We start from the raw sequence: 15,739 nt of genomic DNA, 5'->3' as shown, positions 1-15,739 counted from the left end.
ACCACGGCACGGGGGGCCTTGGCGCAGCCGCACCAAAAGGGCCCCGATTGGCAGCACCGCTCCGGTGCTATGTGCAGCCCTGTTACTTGGTTGTTTTCTTCGCCGCCGTCTTCTTGGCACCCGGCTTGGCCGCGCTCTTGCGCGTACCGCCCTTGGCAGAACCGCCCTTGGCCGCGCCGCGTGCCCCGCGACCGCGCGCCGGCTTCTTCTCCTTGCCCGGGCAGTCCATGTTCACGCAGATACGCCATGGGCCGCGCGCCGTCTGAACCACGACGACGGGTGCACCGCAGTGCTCGCACACCTCGCCCGTGGCCTCAAGCTTGCCGCGCGCCGGCAGCGGATAGCTCACGCCACATTCGTCGTAGTTCGTGCAGCGGATGAATCGCTTGCCAGATCGCTCGCTCTTATGTGCGACCAGCTCTCCGTGGCGACCGGCCTCGGCGCATACGCGGCACTCCCCCACCACCAGATCGGGCTCGAAATTGGTGGGGCACTTGGGGTTCACGCAGACCTCATAGGCCTTCTGCCTGAACGGCTGGCACTTGATGCGCGGAGCACCGCACTCGGGACACACCGCCCCCTCGCCTTCGATCGGCGAGACCTTCACACCGCTCGGTACCGGATAGGTCACGTCGCACTCCGGCCAGCCCATGCACCCGATGAAGCTCCCGCGCGTCTTGGCGCTCGTCTTCATCACAAGGTCCTTGCCGCACTTGGGGCACGTGCCCACCTTCGCGTCGGCCGTCACCGCGTCGGCGATGGCCTCGCCCAGATCGTCCTTGTGCGCGATGAGCGTATCGAGCATGCCGGCGAGCAGCGCGCGCGAATGCTCGACCACGTGCTCTTGAGTGTCGGCGCCCGCGGCAACGTGCGTCATGTCGTCTTCGAGCTCCGAGGTCATCTCGGGCGTGGTGATGCGGGGAGCGAACTCGTGGAGCGCGTCCACGATGGCCATGCCGAGCTGGCTGGGCTCGATGGGATCGTTCTTGAGGTAGCGCACCTGGTAGAGGCGCTCGATGATGCTCGCACGGGTCGATTTGGTGCCAAGGCCGCGCTTCTCCATCTCCTGCACGAGCCGACCCTGGCTGTAGCGAGCGGGCGGCTCGGTCTGCTTGGCCTCGAGCTTGATATCAGAGACATCGATCGCGTCGCCCTCTGCAAGCGGCGGCAACTGCTCGTCGCGCTTGAGGCCGTACGGGTATGCCTCGCGGAAGCCTGCATCCACCAGGACATCGCCCGAAGCCGTAAAGGGCTCGCCCGACACATCGATGGAAAGCTTCGTGTTCTCGATGGTCGCCGGCCCCATAAGCGTGGCGAGGAAGCGCCTCGCGATAAGCATGTAGAGCTTCTTCTGCCCGCCGTCGAGCGTCTCGGGGTCGCCTTGGCCCGTGGGGTGGATGGGGGGATGGTCGGTGGTCTCGGTCTTGCCGCGCGTGGGCTTCATGGGGCCGGCAAGCACCTTCTGGCACACCGGGCGCAGCGCCGGGCTGTTAGACGAGAGGCCGCCCACGATGCCGGCGATGTCGAGCGTGCGTGGATAGACGGTGTTGTCTACGCGCGGATAGCTGATGAAGCCCGCCATGTAGAGGCTCTCGGCGATACGCATGGTACGCGCAGGGCTGATGCCCTCGGCAGCAGCGGCAGCCTGAAGGCTCGTGGTGTTGAAGGGCGTGGGCGGCTGTTGCTTGCGAGAGCGCTTTGATACAGCCGTGATGGTCCCCGTCGTTGCACCATCGACATGCGAGAACGCGGTCTCGGCAGCGGCCTTATCGGTAAAGCGCGCCGTGGCGTGGCTCATCTTGAACGCTGTCTCGGGCTTGCCCTGTGCTGCGCTGACACCCCGGATTTGCCAGTAATCCTCGGGCACGAAAGCCATGCGCTCGCGCTCGCGCTCTACCACGAGGGCAAGCGTGGGGGTCTGCACGCGACCGGCGCTGCGCACGTTGCCAAAACCCCCGAAGCGCGCGAGCGTGAGATAGCGGGTGAGCACCGCACCCCAGATGAGGTCGATGTATTGACGGCTCTCGCCCGCATCGGCAAGATCTTGATCCAAGCTCACCAGGTTATCGAAGGCCGCCGTGACCTCGCCCTTGATGAGGGCGGAATAACGGGCGCGACTCGTGGGAACATCGGGTGCCACCTCGCGCACGCAGTTGAGGGCATCCGAACCGATGAGCTCGCCCTCGCGGTCGAAGTCTGTGGCGATGATTACGTGATCGGCCTTTTTTGCAAGGTTTTTGAGCACACGGATAATCTCCTTCTCCGCGGGCTTTTTGATAATGGGCGCCCACGTGAGATACGGTAAGCTCTCGACCTTCCAGCCCTTGATGTTGATGCCGTTGGCAAGAAACGGCTTGCGCTTGGTGTCGTACGGCGGGCGCGCGAGCCCGTCGGGCACGTCGGCGGGGAGGACCTCCCCGTCTTCCGTTACGCTGTACCAGCCTTGCTTCTTATCGAAGAGAACCTCATCGGGGAAGTCGGGGGCAAGAATGTGGCCGGCGAGGCCCATGGAAACCCAATCCTCGCCCTGCACGGTAAAGCGGTACACCTGCGTGTTATATACCTTGTCGGTCTTTGGCTTTCCATCGGCCAGAAGCTGGGCGATCTTTTGGGCGGCGATGTTCTTCTCTGCGATGACGAGTTTCAAGGTCGGACCTCTTGTAGTTACGTGGTTGCGACGGCGCGGGCGCAGCGGAATACGCGGTGCGCGCACCGCACCTCGGTTTTGCCTGTTCTAGCGGGACAGTATACGCGAGTTGCCCTGAGTTTACGAAAACCTCACCGGCGAACGGCACTGAGAGCGCGCGGAGCTACCTGGCAGCAGCCTGCCCAATCAAGAGACGCCCTTCGAATACGGGCATGATTTCGATGAATCTCGTTTTTTACCCCCTCTCTTTTGCAAAACCTGCCCGTGGACGATGGAGGCACACCGAGAGAGCGCGCCCGTGGACGATAAGAGCGCGGCAAAAAAATCGCCCGTAAACAGGGAATTGAAACGGCAAAACCGCACACCGCACATGGTGCCATTCCCGCAGGAAATATTCGCAAGCTGTTCATACACAAGCCTTCGCAACGGGTACACTACCACTAGCGGCGGAGCCCGTACCACTTCTACGGGCGGCGCTACGGTTGTTGTGGGCTAGTTGCCGCTAGCCCACTTCATTTTTTCCGTCTCGTCATCCGCCATCGCGAATACTCTTTTCGGGCTCTGCCAGCTGCTGTTGCCAACCTACTTCACGCGCACGGAGCCACTGATGGAATCGGCCGTAATCTGCGCCGAACCATCACCGTTGACCACCCGCGCGCTGAGCGAGCCCGGCTCGTCACGTTCCGCCAACTCCCCAAGCTCGCACACGAACCCGCCCGACACGCGATCGCTCGTGAGCGTGAAGCCGGCGTCATCCGGAACGTCCAGCGTTATAGCGATGGGCTCATCGAGCACCGTGGTTTCCCCGTTGCCCGATCCGATGACCGGAAGATCGATAGAGGGCAGGCGGCTGGAAGATGTCCTCCGGGCAAGCGCAACCATGAGCGGGAACCCGATGAGCAGTGCAATCACAACAGCCGCCGCGATGACCTTGGCCTTCTCGGCTTTCGTGAGGCGATCGAAGCTCTTCATGCCTACCTCCTCCCTTCGTCTTCACCGTGCAGGCGCTCACGCTGCTCTGCGGCGTCCATGATGTTCGCGACCCAGCGATAGAGCGGGATGGTAAAGAACACCAAGAACGAGAAGGGCGCGGCTCCCATGATGGTGAGCACGAACCAGAGGGGAATCATGAGGATGCCGTACGGGAACGAACGCCACGCCCCTTTAGCGCGCCCGCGGCCCGTGCCCTCGGCAGCCTGCGCCACGCGCTCGCTCGCACGCGTGGCCGCCTGCGCTGCCTCGGCAGCCGCCCTGCTCGCCTCCGCCGCAGCGGTGGCCGCCTGTGTTGCCTGTTCTGCACGCGCGCGCTGCGCGCCGAGCTCTTCTTCCACGCGCACCTCGCTTGAACGTTCCGCGCGCTCGAAGGCAACGTCGTCCTCGATCTCTTCGTCCACCCGAAGCAGCTCATCAAGGCTCACGCCGTAAAGGCGCGCCAAGGCAATCAGGTTCTCGGTATCGGGCGAGCTCTCCGCGCGCTCCCACTTGGAAACGGCCTGCCGCGACAAGCCGAGTTCGCGCGCAAGCGACTCCTGGCTGTACCCCCTTGCGCGTCTGAGCTCCGCTAGACGCTGGGCTATCTTGACATTCATGGTTCTCCAACCTCGTGTTGCGAACGCCTGACCTTCCCGGCACCGGTACCGTTGACCCCACCGTACGAAAGACGGCGGTCGCACGCCAGAAAGTCTGGTAGGAATTTACGCAACTTTTAGTTGCGATGCCCCTGAACTGCCATTTTAGTTCTTTTCATACGGAAAGCAGCCTCGGCTAGCGCCGCCGCGTTGCGCCACGGCACACGCCTCCCTCGGGCAGGATCACGCCTGCGGCGTGCGCGCGGCCTCGATCTCTCCGGCAAGCCAGTCGCACCAAGCGTCCATGCCCTGCCCCCGCGTTGCGCTCACCTCGAACCGCGGCGCAGTTGGATTAAGGTCGTCGAGCGTCGAGCCGTAGGCATCGAAGTCAAAATCGAAGGCAGGGGCCACGTCGACCTTGTTAAGCAGCAATGCCCCCGCGTGCTGAAAGATGCCCGGGTACTTGAGCGGCTTGTCATCGCCCTCCGGTACCGAGAGGATCATGATGGAGAGGTTCTCGCCCAAATCGAAGTCGACCGGGCACACAAGATTTCCCACGTTCTCGATAAAAATCACGTCTATGGCATCGAGCCCCACAGCATCGTCGAACGCATCGACCGCTTGGCCGATCATGTTTCCCTCGAGATGGCAAAGGCCGCCCGTGTTGATCTGGATGGCGGGCATGCCGGCCTCTTTCATGCGCACGGCGTCCACGTCGGAGGCGATATCGCCCTCGATGACGGCGCAGCGCAGCCCGCGGGCCGCCAAGCGCTCGTTCGTGGCAAGAATGGTGCTTGTCTTACCCGATCCAGGACTCGAGAGCACGTTGACCACGTACGTACCCGTGCGCGCGAACCGATCACGCAGCTCGGTGGCGAGCCGCTCGTTGCGCGAGAGGATGGGCTGCTCCAAGGCAATCGTCTGCTCTGCCATATCATCGCTCCTTATCGAATGAGACAGTTGTACCGGGTCAAACTGTCTCATCTAGCTAGCTCTCAACCTCCATAGATACCAGATCGAGCTCACGGCCGCGCAGCAGGTGGGTATCGCGGCCGCCGCATACCGGACAACGGACATGGAAGCGATCGTGGTCGAACTCCTCGCCGCAAGCCAGGCACCGGCTCCGAGGGTGAACCTCCTCGACCTCAAGCTTGCAGCCACAGGTTACCGGATCTTCCTCGGTCAAAACCTCCCACGCAAAGTCGAGCGACTCGGGCACCACCTCGCGCAGGTCGCCTATGCGAAGCGAGACAGCCACCACCCGCGAAGCGCCTGCCTCGCGCGCGGCGGCTGTGACCGTTTCCAATATGCCCGAGACGATGCCCAGCTCGTGCATGGCGTCTCGCTACTCCTCGTCATCCTCGTCGGAGAAGAAGCCCACGCGGCTGCCCTTGAGCCCCGCCTTGCCCTCGCGCGCGATGATGACGAACCTCGTCACGAAGAGCGAAATCTCGTAGAGCGAGAGCAGCACCGCATACATGAAGATCATGGTGACGGGGTTGGCGTCCGGCGTGACCGTTGCCGCGATCACGGCCATGGCAACGTAGATGTAGCGCCAGGCCGCACGGAAGGTCACATACGGGACGATGTGGAACACGGCGAGGTAGAAGACGAAGAGCGGCAGCTCGAACGCCACGCCGAAACCGATCATGAGGAGCACCTCGATATTGAGGTAGTTCTCAAGATCCGCGAACGCCGTAGCGATGGAGTTCGTCTCGTTGATGAGCCATTCGAATCCGGGCGGCACGATGAAGAAGTAGCAGAACACCGCGCCCACGAAGAACAGAGCCGTAGCGATGAAAAGCGTCGGGACGACCCATTTGCGCTCGTTGGGCTTGAGCGCAGGGAGGAAGAACCCAAGGATCTGCCACAAAACCATGGGCACGCAGACCACGCAGGCGGTCTTGAGCGCGATGGAGAAGCGCAGCGAGAAACCGCCGAGCGCGCTCATGACATAGAACTCGCCGTCTACGAAGGGGGCGATCGGGTCGGTAAGCACGTCGATCACCGTAGGCGCGGCGAAGTAGAACACCACGGTCGCCACGATGATGGTTACGATCACGATGGTCAGACGACGCCGCAGCTCTCCCAGATGGTCGAGAAGCGGCATGCGTGCGGGTCCGACGGGCATTACTGCTCGCCTCCCTTCTCGGTCTCGGTCGATGCGGCGGAAGCCGCTGCGGGGGCGGGGGCGTCGCCCGCCGTGGGAGCCTCGTCGCTCGCCGCAGGGGCCTCGTCACCCGGGGCGTCCTCTGCCTCGGCAGCCCTATGCTTGCGCGGTCGGCGAGCATACAGGCTCGCGACGGTGTCCTGGGGGTCCTCTTCGGCCGCCGCGTCGGCAGACTGGCCGTCCGCCGCGCCGCTCTCGCCTGCCTCAGCGCGATCGCCCGAAGCATCGCCCGCAGGTTCGGCCGAAGATCCAGAAACCGCACCCTCAGCGCTGGCGCCCGACTCCTCGGTGGCAGCGGAACCCTCGGCATCCGCTGCCTCGGCCTCGCGAGCCGCCTTCTCGGCAGCTAGGCGGGCACGACGCTCCGCGAACGTCTCCTTCCGCGCCTCGGTGGCCTTAGCCGTCGCGAGGTCGGCGCTATCGCTGGCGGCAGGAGCGTCGGCATCGGCGTCCTCGTCGGCAGCTGCGGCCTTCTTCGACGTAGCGGGCGCGTTGGCGGCGGCCGCCATGGGGTCGATGACCTCGGACTGGACAACGGACGTCACCTTCTCCTGCGTCTCCCGGAACTGGCGGAGAGCACGCCCGATGGTACGGCCCATCTGCGGAAGCTTATCCGGCCCGAAGAGCAGGAAGGCGAAGACCACGATGATGATGAGCTCGGTCTGCCCGATTCCGAACACAAGAACCTCCTGGATTTCGATTCATAGCGGCGCATGGCAAGCTGGCGCCCCGCCATGCACGGCACCGCGGCGCATAACCGCAAAAGTATAGCGCCGCCCTCCCCAGGAAGGCGGCTCCGAACAAAGCCCTTACAGAGCGGTAATAGAAATCTCCGCGTCAACGCCGAGCAACTGGGCCACGCGCATGACCCCCGGCTGGGCGTTCACGACCGAGAAGCCGCGGCCGCGCTCAGCCGCATGATGCGCCGCGCCCACGAGCACGCCCACGCCGGTCGAGTCGATGTAGGCAACATGCTCAAAATCGAGCTGGATGGCCTCGGTGGGCTGCTCGAGCGCAAGATCGATCGCATCGCGCAGCTTGGAGGCGTTCGAGATGTCCACTTCGCCGGTAACGCCGATGGTATAGCGCTCGGGCGAAGCGTTCGTGGTGATGGTCAGATCCATGGTAGCTCCCAACGTTCTGGCGCATGCCAGGTCGAGTCAATGCATCCGCACGGATGGCCGCGGCTCGTGCCGCAGCATCCGTGCAGCATCTTTCATTGTACCGACGATACCGCGTGCCCGAGCCGCTGCAAGCGGAATATCAAATCTTTCGCATGCCGGACGGGCGAGCGGGAAGCCCCCGCCCCTACCGCTCCTCGAGAGCGAGCTGTGCAGAGACGAGCTTGGTCGCGAGCACGAGCACGTCGAGGGCGGCCTCGAGCTCATCTACGCTCGGGTACGTCGGAGCGATGCGGATGTTCGTATCGTGCGGGTCGTTGCCATATGGCCACGTGGCACCCGCCGGCGTGAGCTTTACGCCCAGTTCCGCACAGAGTGCCGCGATGCGCTTCGCCGAGCCCTCGGGGCCATCGAACGAGACGAAGTAGCCGCCGTTGGGGTGCGTCCACGTGGCGCAGCCCGTACCGCCGAGCCCCTCGGAGAGCTTGCGCTCCACCGCATCGAAGCGCGGGCGCAGGAACTCCGCGTGCTTGCGCATGTGCTCGTGAACGGCATCCAGATCGGACAGGAAACGCGTGTGCATGAGCTGGTTGAGCTTGTTCGCGCTGATGAGGCCCACCTTGAGGGTGTTGGCGACCTCCACCACGTTCGCAGGGCTGGACCCGAAGAACGCGATGCCCGCACCCGGGAAGGTGATTTTGGAGGTAGACGCCACGCCCAAGATGCGGTCCTCGTTACCCGCCTCGCGCGCGATGTCGAAGATATTCGCGAGCTCGTCGCCATCGTCGGTGAGATCGTGTACGGCATAGGCGTTGTCCCACACGATGCGGAAGTCCGGGGCCGCCTTGCACGTGGCCAGGCGACGCACCGTCTCCTCAGAGTAGGTGACGCCGGTGGGGTTGGAGTACTTGGGCACGCAGAACATGCCCTTGATGGAATCGTCCTCGGCCAGCAGGCGTTCGACCTCGTCCATGTCCGGACCCGTCTCGGTCATGCGCACGGGCACGTTCTCGATGCCGAGGTCCTGCGTGATGCCGAAGTGACGGTCGTAGCCGGGGGCGGGGCACAGGAACTTCACGTGATCGAGCTTGCTCCACGGCGTGTAGCCGGGCACGCCCTTCTCCCAATAATGGATGAGGATGGACTGCATGATGTTCAAGCTCGAGGAGCCCAGCACGATGGTCTGCTCGGGCGGCACGCCGATGAACTCTCCTGCCAGACGGCGAGCCGAGGGGATGCCCTCAAAGCAGCCGTAGTTGCTGCAATCGACGCCCTCGTCCATGAGGTCCGCATCGCTCGTCAGGATGTCGAGCATGGGGCGAGAGATGTTCACCTGCTCGGGGGACGGCTTGCCGCGCGCCATATCGAGCTTGAGCTCCTTGGCACGCGTCTCCTCGACCTCGCGCTCGAGCTCGGCAATTGCCGCCTTGAGTTCTGCGGTATCCATCTTCTGGTATGCGTTTTGCATGCGCTCCTCCACCCCGCGTCTCCCCGTTTGCCGGGTCGTGACGCATATTCGTTGCGTTATCCCGGGACAGTATACCGAGTTCTTGGAGGAACGCGCTGCTTGCCAGCGTATCGAAACACAATATCCGTTCCACCGCCAAAGAGGGAGCCAGCACCCCAGCCGTCCAACGCAGAGACGCATGCTCCGACGTTCTCGGGCGAGATCTGGACATCGCGGGCGCAGCCGTGCCGCATCTTGCGCGGCGCACGGCAAACGGGGAAAATGAGCCCACCAACGAATGAGGAGGATTCCATGGACATGGCGTCGTTTCGGGCAGAATCCTACGGCGAGCTGCAAAGCCTCGTCGACGGGCTCTATGCCACACGCACCGTCGTCGACCGGCTCGACCTCGTGATGCAAGCCGAGGTCCTCGACCTCGATGCCGACCTCCAGGAAATCGTCTCGCTGCTCCCTCCCGGCTCATACGAGCGCCAGCGGCTCTGCGACCAGCTCAATTCCGCAATCGCCGCTCACGGCTGGGGCGGCGTATACGGCACCGTGGAATAAGCAATCGCAGAGCCGGATTGTATGCCCGCCATCCCAAAGACGGATTGAACGCCCCGCCATCGCAGCGCGAGCTCTCCCACAGAAAGGCAGCCATGAACGACATCCAGCGCGAATACAACGAGGCCATCGAAGCCGCCGACGTGGCGTTGGCGCACCTGTACCGAGCCCAAGAGCTCCTCGGCTCCGCAGGAAACTGGGGCCTGTTCGACATCTTCGCCGGAGGAGCGATCAGCTCCTATATCAAGCGGAGCAAGATGCAGGAAGCGCAGACGGAAATCGATGCGGCCCGCGAGGCCCTGCGCATCTTCGTGAAAGAGCTGCATGACGTGGAAGGGGCCTCGGGCATCCAGATCGACACCGGCGGCTTCATGTCGTTCGCCGATATGTTCTTCGACAACGCGTTCCTCGATATGTACGTCCAGATGCAGATCAGCGAGGCCCGCCAGCAGGTGGCCGCGGCGATCCAGCAGGTCGAGGCCGTGCGCGAGGCGCTCAACGGCAGGCTATAGAGCCATAGCAGTCGTCAGCGCCACAGAGGCCGCCAGCGCCACGACGAGCCGAAGCGCCTCGCAAGCCTGAGCATCGGCGCGCAACGCCGCTATGGGCGCGCAGTGCTGCGCGCAGCACGACCGTCAGCGCCTCTCGCGACACGCAATGCTCATGTAGATGAGGCCGATGATTGCGGCCGATACCGAGCCGGCAAGGATGGCCGTCTTCGACGCGAGCAGCTCCGCCGGAATCTCCGTGAACGCCAGGCCCGCGATGAGAATGGACATCGTGAAGCCGATGCCGCCCAAAATGCCGATCCCCGCGATGTGCTTCCACTGCACGCCCTCGGGCAGCTGTGCGAGCCCGGTCTTCACCATGAGGAACGTCATGCCAAAGATGCCGATCGGCTTCCCGAGCAGCATGCCCAGGTACGTGCCCACCGCGACGGGATCCACCACGAGCGCGCCCATGTCGACGCCCACGAGCCGCACCTGAGCGTTCACGAACGCGAAGATGGGCAGGATGATGAAATTGACCGGCGTCGAGATGCGGTGCTCCAGGCGTTGAAGCGGCGGCGTCACGCGGTGCATGACGCGCTCAACGCCGTAGACGGCATGGGTGAAATCGTGCTGCCCCAGGATATGGGCTTCGTCGTCGAACGTATCGTCAAGCTCGGGCAGCTTTCCCTCGAGCCAGCCCACAAGCCCGCCGGCGTTGATGTCGGAACGGGCAGGGATGGTGAACGCCAAGATCACGCCGGCGAGCGTCGCATGGATTCCGGACTGGAAAAGACAGAACCACAGCACGAGACCGAGCGTCACGTACGGCGCGAGCCCGAAGTGCCGACGCCGGTTGAGCATCGCCAGCGCCAGCGTGACGGCAGCGGCTGCAAGAAGCCAGATCGCGCTCGGGGCATGCCCGTAGAAGAGCGCGATGGCAAGAATGGCAAGGAGGTCGTCTGCGATGGCGAGCGTTGAGAAGAACACCTTGATCGCTGGCGGCACACGGCTGCCCAGAAGCGAGAGCACGCCGAGCGCGAACGCGATGTCGGTCGCCATGGGAATGGCCCACCCGTAGATGGCGCCGCCGCGGTTGATGACCGCGTAGATGCACGCGGGAACCACCACGCCGCCCACGGCGGCAAGCATGGGCAGCATAGCCTGCCGGGGCCGGCGCAGCTCGCCCACGGTCATCTCGTATTTGAGCTCGATGCCCACGAGCAGGAAGAAAATCGCCATGAGAAAGTCGTTGACGAAAAGCTCGAAGGTGAGCGAGAACTCCCAGCCGCCTATGCCAAGGACGACCGAGCGCGCGAACCATTCGTGCAGCGGCTCGTAGAGCTCCGTGTTGGCGCACACCACCGCCGCAACCGCGGCCACGATCATGACCGCCGCCGCGATGGTTCCGTTTGAGGTGATGCGTTCGAGCACGCTCCTCCGCTCAAGGCGGCGACGCTGCCTGCTACTGATCAACGGCGCCTGCTTCGCCGCAGCGCCCTGCTTGCTCTTCTGCCCACTCATCGAGCGTCTCCTTCTCCTCAGTCTTGCCATCTACCGCGCTATCGCAGCAGGGAGGCAACGATATACGCCACATAGAGAAACGTGAACGCGATCCCGTCGATACGCCCTACACGGTTGCGCGGCCTATGGAAGGCGCACGCGAGCAGCGCGGCGGTGAAAACGATCTGCAGTATGAAATCGACATTGTACGCCGCATCGTAGGGAACCGCCGAGAACAGGGCCGGCGCGCCGATCACCAGCAGCACGTTCGCCACGTTCGAACCGATCACGTTGCCCACGGCAATCTCGGTATTGCCCTTGAGCGCAGCAACTACGCCGGTTACCAACTCTGGCAGGCACGTGCCGAGCGCCACGACTGTGATTCCGATGACGCGCTCGCTCACGCCGAGTCCGCTCGCCACGATTACCGAGTTGTCAACCACAAAGTCCGCTCCGAATTTGAGCAGCACGATGCTCACCGCGATGACGAGCGCATCGATCAGCAGATTCTGCTGCCTTAGCTTGACCGCTGCCGTACCAGTGGCCAATTCAGCAGCAGGCGCTGCAGCCGAACCCTGTGCGAACCCAGCAACCGAACCGGCAGCGGGCGCAACAGCGGCCATCGGGCCCTGCTCGAGCGCACCCGTTGAATCTGCGGCCGGCGTGGCGGCAAGTGCAAGCGGCTCGACATCGCTCATGTCCTCCGCACGCTTAGCCCGCGTGCCGACCACGGCAGAACGCACCATGAACGCTGCAAAGAAAGCAAGCATCGTCGCGCCTTCGACCACGGTAATCTGGCCCCCGGTATTGGCGAACACCAAGAGCAGCACCACCGAGGCGATACTCGCGGGAATTTCGAAACGTCGCGTGCTTCGGGCCAGCGGGATAGGCGAGATGAGCGACGAGATGCCCAAGATGAGCAGGATGTTTGCCAAGCAGCTGCCCACCACGTTGCCGAACACCATGTCGGCGTGACCGCCCGCACCAGACGTCACGCTCACCACCAGCTCGGGCAGCGACGTGCCCACGGCAACGATGGTCAGCCCGATAACGCGCTCGGGCATGCCGAAGCGCGCTGCGATGCTGCTCGCCGACTCCACGAGCTTATCGGCACCAACAACGAGCAGGACAAAACCTATTAGGATGAAAGCGAATTCAACGACATAGGGCATGAGGACCTCCCAACCGCCACGGGAACACGCGGCGGACGCAGCAGCGAGCAAGGGCTTGAGCTGGGGACGCAGGCGGGCCCGGCGCATGCGCCGAACACCAGTCGTCCCTATGCAACAATCGCCTTGCGCTCACCAGCCCTCATGGTCAAACGCAAGGAGCTGTTATGACCCGTCGCCATAGCATCCTCCATGCTCTCGTTCGTTGTAGGTAGCCGCCAGGGGCTCTCTGCCCGGCGCACGTTGCCCAAAAAAGGCGAGGCGCCGATCGGGCACCTCGCCGATATCGTTTCTATTGTCCCCGGAATACGGGCTTTTCCACAGCATCCGCCGCGTGAATCCACAGCACCTCCGCGATAGCGCCTCGAAAGGGCCTGCGCGGGCGCTCAGCCTGCCCCTCGAATTGCCTGATCGCATAATCGGGCGACCCGCACTCAATCCGTTCGACTGCGTCGCCGCGCGACGCGCGCCTTGGACCGCTCGGCTGCGTACCGAGAAGCGCTATCTCAGCTTAGTTGGCAGCGAGGATGGGTGCAGCCACCTGCTTCTTGCGGGAGAGGACGCCGGGGCACCAAACGCCGTCGGCCACGTCCTCGATCTTAAGGCCCTTCTGAGCGGCAGCCGTGTCGCCCTCCAGCAGCACCTGCGAGCCCTCCTCCATGATGTCGGTGATGCACAGCACGATGCCGTCGGCGCCCTTCTGGGCCTGGTAGGCGCGCATCGCCTCGCGGATCTCGGGGATCATGCCGAGGGCGCGGGTCTTATCGACCGTCTCGTACTGGCCGATGAGCAGCTGCTTGCCAGCAACCTCGAAGAGCTTGATGTCGTTGCCGACCATCTGCTCGGGCGTGAAGGAACCGGACGGGCGGGAGAGGAAGACCTCCATGCCGAACTTCACCGGGTCGACGCCCAGCTGCTCGCCGAGCTTGGCGGCGGTGGCACGGTCAACATCGGTGGTGGTGGGGCTCTTGAGCATGAGCGTGTCGGTCATCATGGCCGAGAGCAGAAGCTTGGCCTGCGTATCGGTGAGCTCCTGGCCCAGCACCTCGAAGAGCTTGGCCACGACGGTGCAGCTGGAGCCCCACGGCATGGCCACGATGGTCAGCGGTGCGGCAGTGGTGAAGTCGCCGAAGCGGTGATGGTCCACGACGCCCACGATCTGGGCGTTCGCCAAACCGGCAACACTCTGTCCGGGCTCGTTGTGGTCGGTGAGGATGACCTGCTGCGGGTCCTCGCCCTCTGCCGCGGGCTCGATGGCGTCGAGCAGCATCGGCTCGGGCAGGCCGGCGTCGGCGAGGAGCTTCGCGGACTCAGCCGGCAGCGGGCCGAGCGCGCGAGCCTCGTACGTGCACCCGTTGAACTCAACCTGGTTCAGCAGCTGAGCCAACACCACGGCGGACATAACGGCATCGTTATCGGGATTCTGGTGTCCGAAGACGAGAACCTTGCTCATGTGTATGCTTCCCTTCGCACAGGGCGGGGCAGATGCCCCGCGAGTTTCCCAGTTACTCCCTATCCTAGCACGCTATGCGCATCGCTCGCCCGGGCAGAGCGCAAGTTCACCTACGCTTCGGCGGCCTGCAACGCCACGTAGGCGGCGCCGTAGATGCCCGCATCGTTGCCGAGTGATGCGACCTCGATCGGAGTATCGGCATTCACGTTGATGGCGTGTGCGCGATACCGCTCAACGAGCGTCTCGAGGTAGACATCGGCAGAGGCCGACGCGCCGCCGCCCAAGAGGAAGAGCTCCGGGTCAACCACGTTGGCAATGAGCGAAAGCGCACGCCCCAGGTAATCGGCCATGGTGCGCATGGCGGCAAGCGCCACCTCATCACCCTCGCGGCACGCTTGGAACACGTCCTTGGAATCGCTCGGCCCGGTGAGCTCGGTGGGCTCGACACCGCGCGCCTCGCACTCAGCCAGATAATTGGAAACAACACCGGTTGCCGAGGCGTACTGCTCGAGATGGCCCTTGCCGCCGCAGCCGCAGGCACGCTCCTCGCTTGGGTTCATGCACAGGTGGCCGATCTCGCCACCCGCGCCAAAGGCTCCGGCAACGACCTTGCCATCGATGACCACGCCGCCGCCAACGCCCGTACCGATAGTCACGAACACGAGGCTCGTGCGCCCCTTCGCCGCGCCGGTCCAGAGTTCGCCCATCGCCGCAGCGTTCGCGTCGTTCACGAACTTCACCGCAGCTTGCGGGCAGAATGCGTGCAGCGCGGCCTCCAGGCCGGGCGCGTCGATCTGAATGTTCGCCTGCATGCGGATGATGCCATCGGCAGGAACGGGGCAGGGAATGGCAAGCCCGATGCCGAGCACCTCGGCCGTGGTCGCATCGGCCTCGGCAAGCACCTGGCCGATGCCATTCGTTACCGCGTTATAACCGGCCTCGTCCACGATGGGAGGTGTCGGCACGCTACCCTTGCCAACCAAGGTGCCGTCCTGCAAGAACAGGCCGACCTTGACGGACGTGCCGCCCACATCGAGGCCTACGTACAGTTTCCGGGACTCTGTCATGACGATTCCTTTCCGTGCGTTGAATCCGGCATCGGCGTCGCAAGACGTCGAGGTCTCGAGGCGCGGGCCGGCATGCTGCCTGCATGGGCGCACAGTATACGGCGGGACCCTATCGCCGCGCACCACACTTTGGCGAACAGCCCCCACGCATCGGTAGGCGCACGCCCCCACGCGCAATAAAATGCGGCACGACCTCATGTTGACAGTTGGTTTCATGTTGAATAACAGCCTGTGACATGTGCCAACGCGCGGTAATCCCCAGCCCAACACGGGAAAAGATAAGGTCATCTACAACCGTTGGGAGGCACCATGTCGAACGTCATGCCCCACGCAGAGTCCTTGAACATCAACGAGCTTATCCGCCTTGCCTTCGATGCGGAATCGCCCGATGAGGAGAGCACGGAGACTCAACCCGTGGATTCCGCCAAGGAGCAGCAAGACGAGCCCATCGACCTCAATGAGCTCTTTGAGCTCATCTATGCACCGGGTACTTCCCAAGACCACGCGACGGCGGCGTAGCAAAGCGCGGCAGCAGGGCGGCA

Annotated in this window: 16 protein-coding genes; 3 read left to right on the top strand and 13 right to left on the bottom strand. The window is 63.8% G+C overall.

Annotation, left to right across the window (positions count from 1 at the left end; translation table 11 throughout):
- Positions 1-82 precede the first annotated feature (82 nt).
- The 9 genes from HGEM_RS07705 to HGEM_RS07665 form a co-directional block, all read right to left on the bottom strand.
- Positions 83-2,647 carry a DNA topoisomerase I gene (locus HGEM_RS07705; RefSeq protein ID WP_019128852.1) on the bottom strand — a complete coding sequence of 855 codons (2,565 nt, stop codon included), beginning with the start codon at positions 2,645-2,647 and terminating at the stop codon, positions 83-85.
- Between the two features lie 582 nt (positions 2,648-3,229).
- A complete protein-coding gene (locus HGEM_RS07700) occupies positions 3,230-3,619 on the bottom strand; it encodes a DUF4097 family beta strand repeat-containing protein (RefSeq protein WP_019128851.1) in 390 nt (129 codons plus the stop codon).
- Between the two features lie 2 nt (positions 3,620-3,621).
- A complete protein-coding gene (locus tag HGEM_RS07695; RefSeq protein WP_019128850.1) occupies positions 3,622-4,236 on the bottom strand; it encodes a helix-turn-helix transcriptional regulator in 615 nt (204 codons plus the stop codon).
- 222 nt (positions 4,237-4,458) lie between these two features.
- Positions 4,459-5,148, bottom strand: a complete 690-nt coding sequence (gene hypB, locus HGEM_RS07690) for a hydrogenase nickel incorporation protein HypB (protein ID WP_019128849.1) — start codon at positions 5,146-5,148, stop codon at positions 4,459-4,461.
- A 55-nt stretch (positions 5,149-5,203) separates the two neighbouring features.
- Positions 5,204-5,551, bottom strand: coding sequence for a hydrogenase maturation nickel metallochaperone HypA (gene hypA / locus HGEM_RS07685; RefSeq protein ID WP_019128848.1), 348 nt, complete (start codon positions 5,549-5,551; stop codon positions 5,204-5,206).
- Between the two features lie 9 nt (positions 5,552-5,560).
- Positions 5,561-6,346: a twin-arginine translocase subunit TatC gene (gene tatC / locus HGEM_RS07680; RefSeq protein WP_019128847.1), complete on the bottom strand. Its 786-nt coding sequence runs from the start codon at positions 6,344-6,346 to the stop codon at positions 5,561-5,563.
- On the bottom strand, positions 6,346-7,065 hold the full coding sequence (locus tag HGEM_RS07675; RefSeq protein ID WP_019128846.1) for a Sec-independent protein translocase subunit TatA/TatB: 720 nt from the start codon (positions 7,063-7,065) through the stop codon (positions 6,346-6,348). The genes tatC and HGEM_RS07675 overlap by 1 nt, the downstream gene beginning before the upstream one ends.
- Before the next feature lie 129 nt (positions 7,066-7,194).
- Positions 7,195-7,509 (bottom strand): STAS domain-containing protein, encoded by a 315-nt coding sequence (locus HGEM_RS07670; RefSeq protein WP_019128845.1) that lies wholly within the window; start codon positions 7,507-7,509, stop codon positions 7,195-7,197.
- 184 nt (positions 7,510-7,693) lie between these two features.
- Positions 7,694-8,974 carry an aspartate aminotransferase type Ic gene (locus HGEM_RS07665; protein WP_035101794.1) on the bottom strand — a complete coding sequence of 427 codons (1,281 nt, stop codon included), beginning with the start codon at positions 8,972-8,974 and terminating at the stop codon, positions 7,694-7,696.
- Positions 8,975-9,265: 291 nt separating this feature from the next.
- Between HGEM_RS07665 and HGEM_RS07660 the strand changes: the two genes are divergently transcribed.
- Both HGEM_RS07660 and HGEM_RS07655 read left to right on the top strand, forming a co-directional pair.
- A complete protein-coding gene (locus tag HGEM_RS07660) occupies positions 9,266-9,520 on the top strand; it encodes a hypothetical protein (RefSeq protein ID WP_019128843.1) in 255 nt (84 codons plus the stop codon).
- Between the two features lie 92 nt (positions 9,521-9,612).
- A complete protein-coding gene (locus HGEM_RS07655) occupies positions 9,613-10,029 on the top strand; it encodes a hypothetical protein (protein WP_019128842.1) in 417 nt (138 codons plus the stop codon).
- A gap of 123 nt (positions 10,030-10,152) precedes the next feature.
- On the opposite strand, the gene nhaA is transcribed toward HGEM_RS07655, so the two are convergent.
- From nhaA to HGEM_RS07630, 4 genes are all read right to left on the bottom strand, one after another.
- A complete protein-coding gene (nhaA, locus tag HGEM_RS07650; RefSeq protein ID WP_019128841.1) occupies positions 10,153-11,529 on the bottom strand; it encodes a Na+/H+ antiporter NhaA in 1,377 nt (458 codons plus the stop codon).
- Positions 11,530-11,567: 38 nt separating this feature from the next.
- The gene (locus tag HGEM_RS09800) at positions 11,568-12,680 is read right to left on the bottom strand and encodes a calcium/sodium antiporter (protein WP_019128840.1); all 1,113 of its coding nucleotides are present in this window, start codon (positions 12,678-12,680) and stop codon (positions 11,568-11,570) included.
- Positions 12,681-13,188: 508 nt separating this feature from the next.
- A complete protein-coding gene (locus HGEM_RS07635; protein WP_019128839.1) occupies positions 13,189-14,130 on the bottom strand; it encodes a DHH family phosphoesterase in 942 nt (313 codons plus the stop codon).
- 110 nt (positions 14,131-14,240) lie between these two features.
- Positions 14,241-15,197, bottom strand: a complete 957-nt coding sequence (locus HGEM_RS07630; protein WP_019128838.1) for an ROK family protein — start codon at positions 15,195-15,197, stop codon at positions 14,241-14,243.
- A 309-nt stretch (positions 15,198-15,506) separates the two neighbouring features.
- Here HGEM_RS07630 and HGEM_RS07625 point away from each other — a divergent pair, with 309 nt between their 5' ends.
- Positions 15,507-15,716 carry a hypothetical protein gene (locus HGEM_RS07625; protein WP_019128837.1) on the top strand — a complete coding sequence of 70 codons (210 nt, stop codon included), beginning with the start codon at positions 15,507-15,509 and terminating at the stop codon, positions 15,714-15,716.
- The last annotated feature ends 23 nt before the right edge of the window (positions 15,717-15,739 follow it).

The organism is Enorma massiliensis phI (assembly GCF_000311845.1).
Classification (GTDB): Bacteria; Actinomycetota; Coriobacteriia; order Coriobacteriales; family Coriobacteriaceae; genus Enorma; species Enorma massiliensis.
Note: the sequence above shows the minus strand (reverse complement) of the source record. Positions and strands in the feature narration are given on the sequence as shown.

Excerpts from the sequence above, each read along its gene's own strand:
- HGEM_RS07700 (WP_019128851.1), bottom strand. The coding sequence starts at position 3,619 with ATGAAGAGCTTCGATCGCCTCACGAAAGCCGAGAAGGCCAAGGTCATC.
- HGEM_RS07695 (WP_019128850.1), bottom strand. The coding sequence starts at position 4,236 with ATGAATGTCAAGATAGCCCAGCGTCTAGCGGAGCTCAGACGCGCAAGG.
- hypB (WP_019128849.1), bottom strand. The coding sequence starts at position 5,148 with ATGGCAGAGCAGACGATTGCCTTGGAGCAGCCCATCCTCTCGCGCAAC.
- hypA (WP_019128848.1), bottom strand. The coding sequence starts at position 5,551 with ATGCACGAGCTGGGCATCGTCTCGGGCATATTGGAAACGGTCACAGCC.
- tatC (WP_019128847.1), bottom strand. The coding sequence starts at position 6,346 with ATGCCCGTCGGACCCGCACGCATGCCGCTTCTCGACCATCTGGGAGAG.
- HGEM_RS07670 (WP_019128845.1), bottom strand. The coding sequence starts at position 7,509 with ATGGATCTGACCATCACCACGAACGCTTCGCCCGAGCGCTATACCATC.
- HGEM_RS07665 (WP_035101794.1), bottom strand. The coding sequence starts at position 8,974 with ATGCAAAACGCATACCAGAAGATGGATACCGCAGAACTCAAGGCGGCA.
- HGEM_RS07660 (WP_019128843.1), top strand. The coding sequence starts at position 9,266 with ATGGACATGGCGTCGTTTCGGGCAGAATCCTACGGCGAGCTGCAAAGC.
- HGEM_RS07655 (WP_019128842.1), top strand. The coding sequence starts at position 9,613 with ATGAACGACATCCAGCGCGAATACAACGAGGCCATCGAAGCCGCCGAC.
- nhaA (WP_019128841.1), bottom strand. The coding sequence starts at position 11,529 with ATGAGTGGGCAGAAGAGCAAGCAGGGCGCTGCGGCGAAGCAGGCGCCG.
- HGEM_RS09800 (WP_019128840.1), bottom strand. The coding sequence starts at position 12,680 with ATGCCCTATGTCGTTGAATTCGCTTTCATCCTAATAGGTTTTGTCCTG.
- HGEM_RS07635 (WP_019128839.1), bottom strand. The coding sequence starts at position 14,130 with ATGAGCAAGGTTCTCGTCTTCGGACACCAGAATCCCGATAACGATGCC.
- HGEM_RS07630 (WP_019128838.1), bottom strand. The coding sequence starts at position 15,197 with ATGACAGAGTCCCGGAAACTGTACGTAGGCCTCGATGTGGGCGGCACG.
- HGEM_RS07625 (WP_019128837.1), top strand. The coding sequence starts at position 15,507 with ATGTCGAACGTCATGCCCCACGCAGAGTCCTTGAACATCAACGAGCTT.